Annotated in this window: 13 protein-coding genes and 1 pseudogene; 7 read left to right on the top strand and 7 right to left on the bottom strand. The window is 67.7% G+C overall.

Features of this window, described 5'->3' with window-relative positions:
- Positions 1-13 precede the first annotated feature (13 nt).
- A complete protein-coding gene (locus tag ACYSM9_RS02090; protein WP_461855337.1) occupies positions 14-268 on the bottom strand; it encodes a hypothetical protein in 255 nt (84 codons plus the stop codon).
- A 204-nt stretch (positions 269-472) separates the two neighbouring features.
- Here ACYSM9_RS02090 and ACYSM9_RS02085 point away from each other — a divergent pair, with 204 nt between their 5' ends.
- Both ACYSM9_RS02085 and ACYSM9_RS02080 read left to right on the top strand, forming a co-directional pair.
- Positions 473-2,086 (top strand): peptide chain release factor 3, encoded by a 1,614-nt coding sequence (locus tag ACYSM9_RS02085; protein WP_461855336.1) that lies wholly within the window; start codon positions 473-475, stop codon positions 2,084-2,086.
- Between the two features lie 6 nt (positions 2,087-2,092).
- Positions 2,093-3,322, top strand: a complete 1,230-nt coding sequence (locus tag ACYSM9_RS02080) for a beta-ketoacyl-[acyl-carrier-protein] synthase family protein (RefSeq protein WP_461855335.1) — start codon at positions 2,093-2,095, stop codon at positions 3,320-3,322.
- Positions 3,323-3,585: 263 nt separating this feature from the next.
- Here the strand turns inward: ACYSM9_RS02080 and ACYSM9_RS02075 are convergent.
- The 5 genes and pseudogenes from ACYSM9_RS02075 to ACYSM9_RS02055 form a co-directional block, all read right to left on the bottom strand.
- Positions 3,586-4,611 (bottom strand): annotated as a pseudogene (locus ACYSM9_RS02075) (MFS transporter); the annotation flags it as partial.
- 200 nt (positions 4,612-4,811) lie between these two features.
- Positions 4,812-6,140 (bottom strand): enolase C-terminal domain-like protein, encoded by a 1,329-nt coding sequence (locus ACYSM9_RS02070; RefSeq protein ID WP_461855334.1) that lies wholly within the window; start codon positions 6,138-6,140, stop codon positions 4,812-4,814.
- Positions 6,137-7,750 carry an aldehyde dehydrogenase (NADP(+)) gene (locus ACYSM9_RS02065; protein ID WP_461855333.1) on the bottom strand — a complete coding sequence of 538 codons (1,614 nt, stop codon included), beginning with the start codon at positions 7,748-7,750 and terminating at the stop codon, positions 6,137-6,139. The genes ACYSM9_RS02070 and ACYSM9_RS02065 overlap by 4 nt, the downstream gene beginning before the upstream one ends.
- 42 nt (positions 7,751-7,792) lie before the next feature.
- Complete coding sequence (kdgD, locus tag ACYSM9_RS02060; protein ID WP_461855332.1) at positions 7,793-8,707, bottom strand: 5-dehydro-4-deoxyglucarate dehydratase; 915 nt, start codon at positions 8,705-8,707, stop codon at positions 7,793-7,795.
- A 143-nt stretch (positions 8,708-8,850) separates the two neighbouring features.
- Positions 8,851-9,735, bottom strand: coding sequence for a LysR family transcriptional regulator (locus ACYSM9_RS02055; protein WP_461855331.1), 885 nt, complete (start codon positions 9,733-9,735; stop codon positions 8,851-8,853).
- A gap of 144 nt (positions 9,736-9,879) precedes the next feature.
- Here ACYSM9_RS02055 and ACYSM9_RS02050 point away from each other — a divergent pair, with 144 nt between their 5' ends.
- From ACYSM9_RS02050 to ACYSM9_RS02035, 4 genes are read left to right on the top strand one after another with little or no spacing between them, the layout of a single operon-like run.
- Positions 9,880-10,890 carry a Bug family tripartite tricarboxylate transporter substrate binding protein gene (locus ACYSM9_RS02050; RefSeq protein ID WP_461855330.1) on the top strand — a complete coding sequence of 337 codons (1,011 nt, stop codon included), beginning with the start codon at positions 9,880-9,882 and terminating at the stop codon, positions 10,888-10,890.
- 3 nt (positions 10,891-10,893) lie between these two features.
- Positions 10,894-11,418 carry a tripartite tricarboxylate transporter TctB family protein gene (locus ACYSM9_RS02045; protein WP_461855329.1) on the top strand — a complete coding sequence of 175 codons (525 nt, stop codon included), beginning with the start codon at positions 10,894-10,896 and terminating at the stop codon, positions 11,416-11,418.
- Positions 11,419-11,427: 9 nt separating this feature from the next.
- Complete coding sequence (locus ACYSM9_RS02040) at positions 11,428-12,975, top strand: tripartite tricarboxylate transporter permease (RefSeq protein WP_461855328.1); 1,548 nt, start codon at positions 11,428-11,430, stop codon at positions 12,973-12,975.
- Positions 12,972-13,382, top strand: coding sequence for a universal stress protein (locus tag ACYSM9_RS02035; protein ID WP_461855327.1), 411 nt, complete (start codon positions 12,972-12,974; stop codon positions 13,380-13,382). Before ACYSM9_RS02040 ends, ACYSM9_RS02035 begins: the two co-directional genes overlap by 4 nt.
- Before the next feature lie 35 nt (positions 13,383-13,417).
- Here the strand turns inward: ACYSM9_RS02035 and ACYSM9_RS02030 are convergent, their stop codons facing one another.
- Positions 13,418-13,951 (bottom strand): NUDIX domain-containing protein, encoded by a 534-nt coding sequence (locus ACYSM9_RS02030; protein WP_461855326.1) that lies wholly within the window; start codon positions 13,949-13,951, stop codon positions 13,418-13,420.
- A gap of 129 nt (positions 13,952-14,080) precedes the next feature.
- Between ACYSM9_RS02030 and ACYSM9_RS02025 the strand changes: the two genes are divergently transcribed.
- The gene (locus ACYSM9_RS02025) at positions 14,081-14,323 is read left to right on the top strand and encodes a hypothetical protein (RefSeq protein ID WP_461855325.1); all 243 of its coding nucleotides are present in this window, start codon (positions 14,081-14,083) and stop codon (positions 14,321-14,323) included.

Here is a 14,323-nt window from a genome sequence, read left to right as displayed (position 1 = left end):
CGGTGGCGGAATCTCAGCGCCTGCGCTCCCTGAGCATCCTCTCCAGCTCGTTGCTGACCTTCGACAGGGACGCGGCGCGCAGGGCTTTGTGTTCCGCGGCTGTCTGGACCCCGCGTTTCCGGGCCGGCGCGGGGGACGCGGCAGCGGCAGGGACGGCGTCCGGGTCCTGCGCCCCCGCGGCGGCGGGGGCGGCGGCAAGTTTGGGGGCGAGGTTGGTGGCCAGCGGATCAAAGAAGAGATTGCCGGAGAAAGTGAGACCGTGCATCATGCGCCCAAGCTAGCCGCCCGGCATTTCGCGGCCTTGAACGCCCGGTTTCGCCGGCGTTAAGCGCCGCCCCGCCCGGCGCGCCACACCGGATTAAAGCGTCTGCGATAAACTTGGATTTTGGCTGATTGCCACAGTCCCGGCCCACGCGCCGCAGCCCGATACTCAAAAGGCCAGGGCAGCCACAACCGCAGCGAAAGTAGCACCGTGTCCCAAGACGTCCTGACCCCCGCCCGGATCAATGCGATTCACAAAGAGGCGGGCCGCCGCAGGACCTTCGCCGTCATCTCGCACCCTGACGCCGGCAAGTCCACCCTCACCGAGGCGCTTGCCCTGCACGCGAAGGTCATCGGGACGGCCGGTGCCTCCAGCGGCAAGGCCAACCGCAAGGAAACGGTCTCGGACTGGATGCAGATGGAAAAGGACCGCGGCATCTCCATCAGCTCCGCGGCGCTGCAGTTCTCCTACCGGGACACCGTCATCAACCTCCTGGACACCCCCGGCCACGCCGACTTCTCGGAGGACACCTACCGGGTGCTCGCCGCCGTCGACTGCGCCGTGATGCTCGTGGACGCCGCCAAGGGCCTGGAAACCCAGACCATGAAGCTGTTCGAGGTCTGCAAGCAGCGGAACCTGCCCATCATCACCGTCATCAACAAGTGGGACCGCCCCGGCCTGGACGCCCTGGCGCTGATGGACGAAATCACCGAACGCACCGGCCTGCAGCCCATGCCGCTGACCTGGGCGGTGGGCATCTCCGGCGACTTCCGCGGCGTCTGGGACCTCCGCAACGACCGCTTCGCCCGCTTCCAGCGCAACAACGCCGGCGCCCAGATCGCCATCACCGAATACTTCACCCCCGAGGAAGCCGCCGAAGACCAAGGCAACAACTGGTCCGACGCCGTGGACGAGGCCGGGCTGGTGATCGAGTCCAACCTTGAGTTCGACGTCGACGCCTTCCACGCCGGGAAGGCCACCCCCATCCTGTTCAGCTCCGCTGCCCTCAACTTCGGCGTCAAGGAACTGCTGGACGCGCTGGTGGACTTTGCCCCCGCGGCGGCACCGCGGCCGGACATCGAAGGCACCCCCCGCCCGGTCGAGGCCCCGTTCTCCGGGTTCGTCTTCAAGGTCCAGGCCGGCATGAACAAGGCGCACCGCGACCATGTGGCCTTCATCCGCGTGTGCTCCGGCGTCTTTGAGCGCGGCATGGTGGTCACCCAGACCCGCACCGGCAAATCCTTCGCCACCAAGTACGCCCAGCAGGTATTCGGCCGCGAACGCGAAGTCATCGACGAGGCCTACCCCGGGGACGTCGTGGGCTTGGTCAACGCCTCCTCCCTGCGCGTGGGCGACAGCCTGTTCCTTGAGGAATCCGTGGAATACCCCGCCATTCCGCTGTTCGCCCCCGAGCACTTCCAGGTGGCCCGGTCCAAGGACCCCAGCAAGTTCAAGCAGTTCCGGCGCGGCATCGAGCAGCTCGAGCATGAGGGCGTCATCCAGCTGCTCCGCTCCGACCTCCGCGGTGACCAGGCGCCGGTGCTTGCCGCCGTCGGGCCCATGCAGTTCGAGGTGGTGGAGGACCGCATGGCGCACGACTTCAGCGCCCCCATGCGCCTGGAACGCCTGCCGTACTCGCTCGCAAGGATTTCGACGGCGGACGCCATGCCCGCGCTGGCCAACGTGCCCGGCGCGGAGGTGCTTCTTCGCTCCGACGGCGAATACCTCGCCCTGTTCAACGACGTCTGGGCCCTGCGGCGGATCGAAAAGAACCACCCGGACCTCACCCTCGTGCCCATCGGCACGCACAACCCGGCAAAGTAGGCCACAGTGTCAGCAACCCAACCCCGGGCCGTCGTCACCGGCGCCGGCACCATCAACCCACTCGGGGCCACCGTCAAGGAAACCTGGGAAGCCTTGCTCGCCGGGGAGTCCGGCATCGCAGAGCTGGCAGAGGACTGGGCGGCGCCTTTGCCCGTGAAGATCGCCGGCCAGGTGTCAGCGGATCTTTCGCAGCACCTCAGCACCCGCGAGATGAAGCGGATGGACCGCTGCGGCCAGCTCGCGCTGATCGCCGCCCGGGAGGCATGGGCCCAGGCCTGCGCGCCGGAGGTGGACCCGGAAAGGTTCGCCGTGGTCATCGGCTCCGCATACGGCGGCCTCGGTTCCACCATCGAGCAGGACCGCACGCTGGCTGCGTCCGGCCCGCGCAAAGTCTCGCCGCACACCCTGACCCGGCTGATGGCCAACGGGCCGGCCGCGTGGGTGTCCATCGACCTCGGAGCGCGCGGCGGCGCGCGGACTCCGGTCAGCGCCTGCGCCTCCGGGGCTGAGGCGATTGTCCAGGCCGCTGAGCTGATCCGCTCCGGTGCCGCCGACGTCGTGATTGCCGGGGGCGTGGACGCCTCCGTGAACGACCTGGTGATCAGCGGCTTCGCCCAGATCCGTGCACTGTCCACCCGCCCCGGAGATCCGCGGCAGGCATCGCGGCCGTTCGACGGCGGCCGCGACGGCTTCGTGCTGGCCGAGGGGGCCGGCGTGGTGGTGCTGGAGAGCGAAGAGCACGCCCGTGCCCGCGGCGCCGCCGTCCTGGGTGCCGTGGCCGGGGGAGCGGTGACCTCCGACGCCCACGACATCGTGGCCGCCGACCCCGCCATGCAGCGCCGGGTCATGCAGAAAGCACTGGATTCGGCAGGGATGCAGCCCGCGGACATCGGGTTCGTCCACGCCCATGCCACCTCCACCCCGGTGGGCGACCGGCTGGAGGGCCAGGCCATCGGCGCCGTCTTCGGGTCCTCCGTGCCGGTGACGTCCACCAAGGGGCACACCGGACACCTGCTGGGCGGCGCCGGTGCGCTGGCCGCCGTCGTGGTCCTCGAAGCCCTGCGCACCGGACAGCTGCCCGGGACCCTGAACGTGGACGGGCTGGACCCGGAAGTGGACCTGAACGTCGTCACCGAAACCGCGTTCGCCCTTCCCGCCGGCTCCGCCCCGGCCGGCCTGGTGAATGCCTTCGGTTTCGGCGGGCACAGCGTGGCCCTGGTGATCACCGGGGCGTAGCGGAAGCGCCGAAAACGCCGGAACGGTGCGGGGACCGCTGCCTCTCCGTCCAGGTCCGCGGCATGGGTACGGGATCCGCCGGCGTCCGTGCGGCGTTCCTTGAGGAAGTAGACCAGGCCGGCTGCCACAGCGGAGGCCGCGGCCAGGGCGAAGAGCCCGGGGATCACGCTGCCGGTCTGCTCCTTGATGATGCCGAAGCCGAACGGCGCCACGAATCCGCCCAGGTTTCCCAGCGAGTTGATGATGGCGATCGCCGGCGCCAGGACCAGCGGGTGCAGGCCGGACTGCGGGATGGTCCAGAACAGCGGGGACGCGCTCTTGAAGCCCATGGCGGCGACAGCCAGGAAGACCAGCGCAAGCACCGGCGAGGCCACCGCGGCCGCGTACGTGCCGACGGCGGCGACCAACAGGGCGGCGACCAGCAGGGGTTTCCTGGATGCAGCCTTGTCCTGCCACTTGGCGGCGAAGTACATCGCGAACACGGCGCAGATCCACGGGATGGCGGACAGGAACCCGGCTGAGAGATCGGTGGTACCGGGAATCCGCTTGACGATGCTGGGCAGCCAGAACGTGTTGGCGTAGATGGACAGCTGGATGGCGAAATAGATGCCGCACAGCAGCAGGATCTGCGGGTTCAGCAGCATCTTCCACCGGTTGGCCTTCCCGGAGTCCGCCGCGGTGTGCTGTTCATCCTCGGCTCTGATGGCCCGGGACAGCGCGTCCTTTTCCGCGGGCGAGAGCCAGCGGGCGTCCTGGATCCTTGCGTCCAGGAGGAAGAAGACCACAATGCCCACCAAAACGGAGATGATGCCTTCAAAGCCGAAAAGCCACTGCCAGCCGTGCATCCCCATCGCGCCGTCCAGGGTCAGCAGCGTGCCGGCAATGGGCCCGGAGAGCGCGGCTGCCACCGAGGAACCGGCAATGAAGACCGCGGTGGCCTTGCCGCGCTGGCCGGCCGGTACCCAGCGGGCGAAGTAGAAGATCACCGCGGGGAAGAACCCGGCCTCCGCGGCGCCGAGCAGGAACCGCAGGACGTAGAACATGGCCTCGTTCTGGACGAACGCCATGAGGAACGAGACGGCGCCCCAGCTGACCATGATCCGCGTCAGCCAGACTTTGGCGCCATACTTTTCCATCATCACGTTGCTGGGCAGTTCAAAAATCGCGTAGGCGATGAAGAACAGGCCGGCGCCGAAGCCGTATGCAGCGGCTCCGATGCCGACGTCGGCCTGGAGATGGTCCTGGGCGTAGCCGATGTTGGACCGGTTGAGCTGGTTGCAGACAAGCATGACCAGCATGACGGGGAGGACGCGCTTGAAGAATTTCCTGGTGGCGGATGCCAGGTCCAGGACAGCGTTGTCCGGAGACTTCATTGATTGTTTCCTTTTGGGGGAGGGCAAGGCGGGGGCCTTGGAAGAATGTACCGGACAGCCCGCCAGGGACGGGCCTTGGCGGGCTGTCTTTCGTGGGGTCCGTTGGCGGACTGCTGTTACCTCACCAGGCAGGGGCGTTTGGGGTCGAAGGACCAGCCGTCGATGTAGTACTGCATGCCGATGCTGTCATCGCGGGCGTCGAGGCCGTGCTTGAGGTAGAGCTGGTGGGCTTTGTCCAGTGCTGCGCGGTCCAGTTCGATGCCCAGGCCCGGCTTGTTGGGGACCTCAATGGCGCCGTTTCTGATTTGCAGCGGGTCCCTGGTGAGGCCCTGGCCGTCCTGCCAGATCCAGTGCGTGTCCAGGGCGGTGATCTCTCCCGGGGCCGCCGCGCCGGTGTGGGTGAACATGGCCAGCGAGATGTCGAAGTGGTTGTTCGAGTGCGAGCCCCAGGTCAGGCCGAATTCTTTGCACAGCTGCGCCACCCGGACCGAGCCGTGCATGGTCCAGAAGTGCGGGTCGGCCAGCGGGATGTCGACCGCGTTGCTCCGGACCGCGTGCGACATTTCCCGCCAGTCGGTGGCGATCATGTTGGTGGCGGTCTTCAGTCCGGTGGCCCGGCGGAACTCGGCCATGACCTCGCGTCCGGAGAAGCGCCCCTCGGCGCCGCAGGGATCCTCGGCGTAGGCCACCACGCCCTGCATGCGCTTGCCCAGCCGGATGGCTTCCTCAAGGAGCCAGCCGCCGTTCGGGTCAAGGGTGACGCGTGCGTCCGGGAAGCGCTGTGCCAGCGCCGTGACCACATCCACTTCGGCGTCGCCGGACAGCACGCCGCCCTTGAGCTTGAAGTCGCTGAACCCGTAGCGTTCCTGGGCGGCTTCGGCGAGGGCGACGACGGCCTCCGGGGTCATGGCCTCCTGGCGGCGGAGCTGCTCCCAGCGGTCCGACGGCGATTCCTCCACCAGGTACGGCAGGTCCGTCCGTGCGTGGTCGCCGACGAAGAACAGGTAGCCAAGCATTGGGACCGAGGTGCGCTGCTGCCCGTCGCCGAGCAGTTCGGCCACGGGGACGCCGAGGAACTGTCCGTGCAGGTCCAGCAGTGCGGACTCCACAGCGGTTACGGCGTGCACGGTGGTGCGCAGGTCGAAGGTTTGCAGGCCGCGGCCGCCGGCGTCCCGGTCGGCGAACTCCGCCGCGATGTCACGCAGCAGCGAGCGGTAGCGGGCCACCGGCTTGCCCTTGAGCAGGGCTCCGGCTTCCTCGATGGTGGTGCGGATCTTTTCGCCGCCGGGTACCTCGCCCAGCCCGGTGCGCCCGTCTGAGTCCGTCAGGATGACCACGTTGCGGGTGAAGAAGGGGCCGTGGGCGCCGCTGAGGTTCATCAGCATGCTGTCGTGCCCGGCGACCGGTACTACCTCAATGCCGGCAATGGTGGGCTGGTTGCTCATGCGCTGACTTCTGCTTTCTCTGCTGCCGGGACTACGTCGCCGTCGATGCGGCGGTTGAGGTGCCAGGGGTTGGTGTCCTGGAGGGGCTGCGGGAGCAGTTCCTGGGGGAGGTTCTGGTAGGCGACGGGCCGGAGGAACCGGTTGATGGCCAGCGTGCCCACGGAGGTGGTGCGGGAGTCGGAGGTGGCGGGGAAGGGGCCGCCGTGGACCATGGCGTGGCCTACCTCGACGCCGGTGGGCCAGCCGTTGACGATGATGCGCCCGACCTTTTGTTCGAGGACGGGGACCAGGGGAGCCGCCGTGGGGTAGTCCTGTTCGGTGAGCTGCAGGGTGGCGGTGAGCTGGCCTTCGATCCGGGCGGCGGCCTCGAGGAGGTCCCCGGCGCTGTTGTAGCGGATGAGCAGGGATGCGGCGCCGAAGATTTCCTCGTGCAGGACATGGTTGGTGACGAAGTCCCTGACCTGGGTGCCGTAGATGGCCGGGGCGGGGGCGTTCCGGGTGGTGCCGGGGGTGCCCTGGCCGATCAGTTCGACGCCGTCCGCGCTGCCGAGTGCCAGGGTTCCGGTGTTCCAGGAGTTGGCGATGCCTTCGGTGAGCATGGTTTGTCCGGGGGAGGCGGCGATGGCGCGTCCGACGGCGGCGGCGAGTTTGTCGCCTGCCTCGCCGGCGGGGGCGAACAGCAGGCCCGGGGAGGTGCAGAGCTGGCCGGAACTGCCCGTCACCGCAGTGACGTAAGCGGAGGCGAGGGCGTCGATGTCTTCGGCGGGGCCGGTAAGGGCGCCTTCGAAGACGAAGACGGGGTTCAGGGAGGACATTTCGGCGTAGACCGGGATGGGTTCCGGGCGTGCGGCGGCGGTGCGCATTAGGGCGATGCCGGCGGACTGGGAGCCGGTGAAGCCGACGGCCTTGATGGCGGGGTCGGCGACGAGGGCCTGGCCGATGCTGGATCCGGGGCCGTAGATCAGCGAGAACACGCCGGGGTGCAGGCCTGCATCCTTGACGGCTTTGGTGACCGCCTGGCCGACCAGTTCGCTGGTGCCGGGGTGGGCGTTGTGGGCTTTGAAGACGACGGGGCAGCCGGCTGCGAGGGCCGACGCCGTGTCTCCGCCCGCTGTCGAGAAGGCCAGCGGAAAGTTGCTGGCGCCGAACACGGCCACGGGGCCGAGGGGGATCTGGCGCTGGCGGATGTCGGCGCGGGGCAGCGGAGTCCGTTCGGGGAGGGCGGGGTCGATGCGGACGCCGCGGAAGTCGCCCTGCCGGACGACCCCGGCGAAGAGGCGCAGCTGGCCGGTGGTGCGGGCGCGTTCGCCCTGCAGCCGGGCGTGGGGAAGCCCCGTTTCTTCGCCGGCGCGGGTGAGGAGTTCCTCGCCGATGGCCTCGATGTTGTCGGCGATCGCTTCGAGGAACGAGGCGTGGGTTTCCGGGTCCAGGCTGCTGAAGGACGGGAACGCCTCGGCGGCTGCCGCGGTCGCCGTCGCGAGCTGCCCTTCGGTGAGCAGCGTGTAGGCGGGCTCGAGGGCCTGGTTGGTGGCCGGGTTGAAACCGTTGGTGGTCTTGCCTTGGCCGGCGACGGTCCTGCCGGCAATGAGTGAATGGCCGGTGAGGGGCATGGGGTCCTCCTGTGCTGGGAGCGGTGCTGTCTGCGGCGACGGCTAGGAAACGGTGGCGATCAGGGCTTTGAGGTCCGCGAGGTCCTGCGGAGCCAGGTTCTGCAGCGGGGTGCGGACCGGGCCGGCGGAACGGCCGATGGCGTCCAGCCCGCCCTTGACGATGGACACAGCGTAGCCTTTCACCCGGTCACGGATGTCCAGGTACGGAATGACGAAGTCGTTGAGCTTCTTGTTCACGGCTGCGCGGTCCTGGTTGCGGACGTCCTGGTAGAAGTCCAGGGCGAACTGCGGGACGAAGTTGTACATGGCGCTGGAGTAGGTGCTCATGCCCAGCTGCAGCAGCGGCAGGGCGAAGGTTTCGGCGGTGGGCAGGCCACCCAGGTAGAAGAGCCGGTCGCCGAGCTTGGCGTAGACGCGGGCGTCGTGTTCCAGGTCGCCCACGCCGTCCTTGAAACCGATCAGGTTGGGGTGCCGGTCGGCCAGGGTGGCCACCGTGGTGTCCTTGTAGATGGCGTTGGCGCGGTTGTAGATGATGACGCCCAGCGACGTGGCGCGGCAAACGGCGCTGACGTGCTCCACCAGGCCGTCCTGGTCCGCTTCCGTCAGATAGGGCGGTAGCAGGAGGATGCCTTCGGCGCCGGCGGCTTCGGCTGCCCGTGCGTTCCCGATGGCCTGGGCGGTGGAACCGCCGGCCGAGGCAAGGACTGGTACCCGGCTTCCCACTTCGTCGACGGCGGTGCGCACCACTCGCTCCGACTCGGCGGCGGTGAGGGAGAAGCCTTCGCCGGTGCCGCCCGCAGCGAACAGGCCGGCCACCGGGAAGCTCGCCTGCCACGCCAGGTGCTTGCGGTAGTTCTCTTCATCGAACTGCAGGTCCGCATCGAAAGAGGTCACGGGAAAGGAGAGCAGGCCTTCCTTGAGTGTGTCCGCGAGTTCCTGGGGTGTGTACTTGGCCACGGTGTGGGTCCTTCGGTCTGGGCGCCGGCGGGCGGCAGGGGCTGATGATTCCTTCCCAGCGTAGGAGCGCTTCTGATGCCTGTCTAAGTGCATTTTTATATGTATTGATACCTTCACAGCATGATCGCGGTTAGCCGTCTCCGCTACTCCATGGCGAACTCCAGGTCCCGCAGGAGGCGGGCCAATGCGGGGTTGGTGATCCGACGGTTCCAGAGGGCGTGCAGCTCCACCTGCTCACTGCTGCCGCCCTCGAGCGGGAGGAACTCCACCCCGCGGATGCCCAGGAGCGTGGCCGAGTGTGGCACGAAGGCGACTCCGCGCTTGGCGGCCACCAGCGAGACCATGGTGAGGATCTGGCTGACCGTATGCACCACGTTGGCGTGCCGGATGGGGAGCATCCGGACCACCAGGTCGTAGAAGTACCGGGCCTGGGTGGGGGAGTGCATGATCAGGGGTTCATCCCGGAAGTCGTCCGCGGTGATGTCGCGGCCCAGCCGCGCCAGGGGATGGTCCTCCGGCACCGCCAGGACCATCGATTCCCGGTACAGGAGGTGGGAGTCGAACGACTCCCGGTCGAAGGGGGGCCTGGCCAGCCCCAGGTCCAGTTCGCCGGTCAGCAGCCCGGCCAGCTGCTCTCCGGTGACCAGCTCCTCCAGCTCGATGTCGACGTCTGGAATAATCCTGGCCAGTTCCTCCAGCAGCGGACCCAGGATGCTGAAGCCGCTGGCCGCGGTAAATCCGATGCGCAATAGCCCCGACTGGCCCGTGGCGATGCGCCGGGCCGCCGCCGGTGCCCGCTCCGCAAGCGCCATGAGCCGGCGCGCCTCGTCGAGGAAGGCGTGCCCGGCCGAGGTCAGCTCCACCTTGCGGTTGTCCCGCTCCAGCAGCTCGGCGCCGACGATCTTCTCCAGCTTCTGGATCTGCCGGCTCAACGGGGGCTGTGTCATATTCAGGCGCTCCGCCGCCCTGCCGAAGTGGAGTTCCTCGGCCACGGCGATGAACCCGGCCAGCTGGTCGAAAGTAAACATGATGCCTTCCGGGTATCAAATGATGCAGATAAGGGCTTAGACAGGCATCATAGCCGCTCCCTACACTCGACAAAGCGAAGCGGGGGTGACCCCCTTCACAGAAGTTTCGGGCCGGTCCGGCCCCAGTTGCCCTTAGGAGTTCCAATGTTGCACTTCCCGTCACGCCGCGCCGTCCTCGGAACGGCGTCGGTCTTCACCTTGCTGGCACTGACGGCCTGCGGCGGCAATGTTGCCGGCGGAGCCGCTGCCGGAAATTCGTCGGAGTACCCGTCGGGGCCGGTGACCCTCACCGTGGGCCAGGCGGCAGGTGGCAGCACGGACCTGATCGCACGGGCGCTCGCGGACGGCGCTGCGAAGACCCTGTCCGCCCCCATGCCGGTGGTCAACAAGCCCGGTGCCAACGGTGCACTCGCCACGAAGGAAGTTGCCGGCAAGCCCGCCGACGGCCAGGAACTGATCCTCCTGACCGCGTCCCTGATCACCATCACGCCCCTTGCCGTGAGCAAGGACGAGGCCGTCAACCTGGATGACCTGGATATCATCACCGGCCTCTCCCAGGACGACTACGTGTTGGTGGCCAGCCAGGGTTCGGGGTTCAAGAGCTTCAAGGACGTCACCTCCGCCGGCCGGAACGTCACGTTCGGCACCACCGGCGTGGGCACGGGCAGCCAGCTCGCGCAGACCGTCCTGTTCAAGCAGGCCAACGTGCAGGGAACCGACGTGCCCTTCGACAGCGGCAAGCCCGCCCTGACCGCCGTCCTGGGCAACCAGGTTGAGCTGGCCACCATCCAGCTCGGTGAGGCCATGGCCCAGATCCAGGCCGGGAAGGTGGCGCCGCTGCTGGTCTTCTCCGAAGATCGCAACAGCTTCCTGCCTGATGTTCCGTCCGCCAAGGAAGCGGGCTACGACGTGCCGGTGGCACAGTACCGCGCCGTCGCGGCTCCCAAGGGAACTCCCCAGGACGTCAAGGACAAGCTCGCTGCCGCCTTCAAGGACACCTTCAAGACCGATGCCTACCAGGAGTTCAACAAGAAGAACCTCCTGACCCCCAAGGAGATCTCCGGCGAGGAAGTTGTTACGCAGTGGAAGGACTACGCCGCGAAGTACAAGTCCCTGGTGGAGAAGTACGGCATCAGCCTCGGCGGGAACAAATAACCCATGGAGACGACTCCAGCCGTGGCCGAACTCCCTGAAGCCCTGACCCCGGAAGAACTTGCCGCGCAGTGGGAGGAAGAGAAGCCTCCTGCTGCCGGGCCGCTCGCCAACGCGGCCTCCTCCCTGGTGGTACTCGCCGTCGGAATCGGGGCCTTGGCGCTGTCCGTCGCCATGGGACTTGGCACCCCGGAGAAGCCGGAACCGGGGCTCTGGCCCTTCCTGACCAGCTGCGTGATGGTGGCCCTGGCGATCTTCCAGCTGGTGTGGGGCCGGCATAACCGGGACGCGGAGAAATTCACGCGGATGTCCTTCGCCCCGCTCACCGGCCTGGCCACGCTCGCGGCGATGGTGGCCCTGATGCCCGCCATCGGCTTCGAGATCCCGTCCCTCATCCTGTGCATCATCTGGATGAAGTTCCTCGGCAGCGAAACCTGGCGCTCCACCCTGCTGGTCAGCGCCATCGTCGTCGCAGCGTTCTACGGGATTTTCGTCCTGGCGCTCGGCACCTCCATTCCCCACCTCTTCTAGGAGACCACCGTGGATTTCCTTAATCCCGTCCTCAACGGTTTCTCGGTCGTCCTGGAACCGATGAACCTGCTGTACTGCCTCATCGGCGTGGTGATCGGCATGCTGATCGGCGTGCTGCCCGGGCTGGGGCCGGCAGCCACCATCGCCATCCTCCTCCCGCTGACCTACAGCGTGGAGCCCGTCACCGCGATCATCATGCTCGCCGGCATCTTCTACGGCGCCCAGTACGGCGGCACCATCACCTCCGTCCTGCTCCGGCTCCCCGGCGAGGCGTCGTCGGTGGTCACGGTCTTCGACGGGTATCAGATGGCCAGGCAAGGCAAGGCCGGAACCGCCCTCGGACTGGCCGCGATCGGTTCCTTCATCGGCGGGACCGCCGCCATCATCGGCCTGACCTTCCTGGCCCCGGTCGTGGCGGGATTCGCCCTCGACTTCGGGCCCGCGGAGTACTCAGCCCTGGCGATGCTGGGCATCCTGCTGGTGGCGACCATCAGCGGCGGTTCCAAGGCCAAGGCCCTGATCGCGGCTGCCGTCGGACTCCTGCTCGCCACCGTGGGCCGCGACGTCTTCACCGGCGAAAGCCGCTTCACCTTCGGCAGCCTGCAGCTGGCGGACGGCATCGACTTCGTGCCCATCGCCATGGGCCTCTTCGGCCTCGGCGAGATCCTCTACAACCTCGAGGAACGGCACCGGGCCGCCAAGGCGCCGTCGAAAGTCTCCAACGTCTGGCCCTCGAAGTCGGACCTTAAGTACGCCTCCGGTGCCATCAGCCGCGGTTCGGTCCTCGGCTTCTTCCTCGGCATCCTGCCCGGCGGCGGTGCCACCATCGCCTCCATGGCCTCCTACGCCATGGAAAAGAAGCGGGCCAAGCAGCCGGAGCGGTTCGGCAAGGGCGCCCCCGAGGGCGTGGCCGGGCCGGAGACGGCGAACAACGCGGCAGCAACGTCGTCGTTCATCCCGCTGCTGACCCTTGGCATTCCCGCGAACGCAACCATGGCACTGATGTTCGGTGCGCTGCTGATCCAGGGCGTGACGCCGGGTCCGCAGCTGGTGGAACAGAACCCGGACCTGTTCTGGGGCGTGGTGAACTCCATGTACATCGGCAACATCCTGCTGCTGATCATGAGCCTTCCCCTGGTGGGCATCTTCGTCCGGATCCTGCGCGTCCGCGCCGCGATCCTCGCCCCGATCACGGCGCTGATCACCCTGCTGGGTGCCTACACCATCAACAACAGCATGTTCGACGTGACCCTCGTGGTCTTCTTCGGGGTGCTGGGCTACCTGATGAAGAAATTCGGCTTCGAACCCGGGCCCCTGGTCCTGGCCTTCGTCCTCGGTGAGCTGCTCGAAAGCTCGCTGCGGCGTTCGCTGCTGGTCTTCGGCGGCGACCCCACCGGCTTCTTCACCCGCCCCATCTCGGCAACCCTGTTGGCGGTCTTCGTCCTGGTGGCCGTGCTGCCGGGCGTCCGCAGCATGATCGCCGCCCGTAAAGGCACGACGGCGGCAGCCGCCTCCGCCGGGAACGGCACCAACCAGAACATCAAGGAGAAGGTATGAGCATCATTGTCGGGTTCGTTCCCACGCCGGCCGGCGAGGCGGCCCTTGCCGCCGGCATCGCCGAGGCGCAGCTCCGGCAGAAGCCCCTCTTCATCGTGAACTCGGCGCGGCAGGGAGCGCTGGTGGACAAGTCCGTGGCGCCGGAGGACGTCCTGGCGAAGGCCGCGAAGCAGGCCGCCGATGCAGGGGTCGACGCCACCGTCATCCAGCCGCCCTACGAGAACGACCTCGCGGACGAATTCCTGGACGTGGCCCGGGAAGTGGACGCATCCCTGATCGTGATCGGCCTCCGGCACCGCACCCAGGTGGGCAAGTTCATCCTGGGCAGCCACGCCCAGCAGATCCTCATGCAGGCGGACCGGCCGGTGCTGGCGGTCAAAGCCGGCAGCAGCAGCTCCTTGGGCTGACGCTGCCTTAATGCAAAGGCCGGTGAGCCGCTGGGTCACCGGCCTTCTGCCTGCCGCCCCTCTGCCTGGCTATCTTGCGCCGGGGCTGTCCGGACGTGGGCGGCCAGCGCGTCAAGGATGGGCAGTTGGCCTTTGACGAGTTTCAGGCGGGCTTCCTGCTCCGGGAACCAGCGGGCGTCGTCGATCTCGGGGAAGTCCTGGATCCGGCCGGACCCCTTGGGCCATTCCAGCGGGAAGGTATTGCTGCTGATGGTGTCCGGCTGGAAATCGGCTTCCGCGGCGAATACCATGATGAGCTTTCCCGACGGCTGGCGGAACCGGCCCAGCAGCCGGTACCCGGCTTCCGGTGCCGGGGTGCCCATCTCCTCGGCGAATTCGCGCAGGGCGGCGGCCAACGGATCCTCGCCCTCGGCGTACTCTCCTTTGGGGATGGACCAGGCGTGGGCGTCCTTGCGCGCCCAGAAGGGGCCGCCCATGTGGGCTATCCAGACCCGCAAACCGTCCCCGGGTGCGGGGCCGCTGACCGGGTCCTGCCGGTACAGCAGCAGGCCTGCGCTGAGAACTGGCATTGGCCCTCCCGGTCCCGTTCGAAAATCCGCAATTGCAGTCTGCCGTTAACGTGGAGTTCACGGCACTGCTTTAGGTTATTCCTTCAGGCACCTAGCTTGGCACTCTGCTCGGAAGGGACGGGACCCGTCATGGCCAACATTGCTGATGTCTTGGGACGGCTTACGCCGGAAGAACGTGATGAGCTCCGCGGCCTCGGCCCCCAGGGCCACCTGCCGCGGCACCTGGTTGATGCCCTGGACCGTGCAGCCGGCGGAACAGGATCGGGCCGCGGCTACTACGTGCCAAACGGCAACGTGAACGCCACCGGAGGTCCGCTGCTGGTGCTCCGCAGCGACGTCGCCGGCTGGCTGCTGGGCAGTACGGGTTCCTGA

This window comes from Arthrobacter sp. C152 (assembly GCF_054890965.1).
Note: the sequence above shows the minus strand (reverse complement) of the source record. Positions and strands in the feature narration are given on the sequence as shown.

Bases quoted from the DNA above. Each gene is read 5' to 3' on its own strand.
- ACYSM9_RS02090 (WP_461855337.1), bottom strand. From the start codon at position 268: ATGATGCACGGTCTCACTTTCTCCGGCAATCTCTTCTTTGATCCGCTG.
- ACYSM9_RS02070 (WP_461855334.1), bottom strand. From the start codon at position 6,140: ATGAGCAACCAGCCCACCATTGCCGGCATTGAGGTAGTACCGGTCGCC.
- ACYSM9_RS02065 (WP_461855333.1), bottom strand. From the start codon at position 7,750: ATGCCCCTCACCGGCCATTCACTCATTGCCGGCAGGACCGTCGCCGGC.
- ACYSM9_RS02055 (WP_461855331.1), bottom strand. From the start codon at position 9,735: ATGTTTACTTTCGACCAGCTGGCCGGGTTCATCGCCGTGGCCGAGGAA.
- ACYSM9_RS02050 (WP_461855330.1), top strand. From the start codon at position 9,880: ATGTTGCACTTCCCGTCACGCCGCGCCGTCCTCGGAACGGCGTCGGTC.
- ACYSM9_RS02045 (WP_461855329.1), top strand. From the start codon at position 10,894: ATGGAGACGACTCCAGCCGTGGCCGAACTCCCTGAAGCCCTGACCCCG.
- ACYSM9_RS02035 (WP_461855327.1), top strand. From the start codon at position 12,972: ATGAGCATCATTGTCGGGTTCGTTCCCACGCCGGCCGGCGAGGCGGCC.
- ACYSM9_RS02030 (WP_461855326.1), bottom strand. From the start codon at position 13,951: ATGCCAGTTCTCAGCGCAGGCCTGCTGCTGTACCGGCAGGACCCGGTC.
- ACYSM9_RS02025 (WP_461855325.1), top strand. From the start codon at position 14,081: ATGGCCAACATTGCTGATGTCTTGGGACGGCTTACGCCGGAAGAACGT.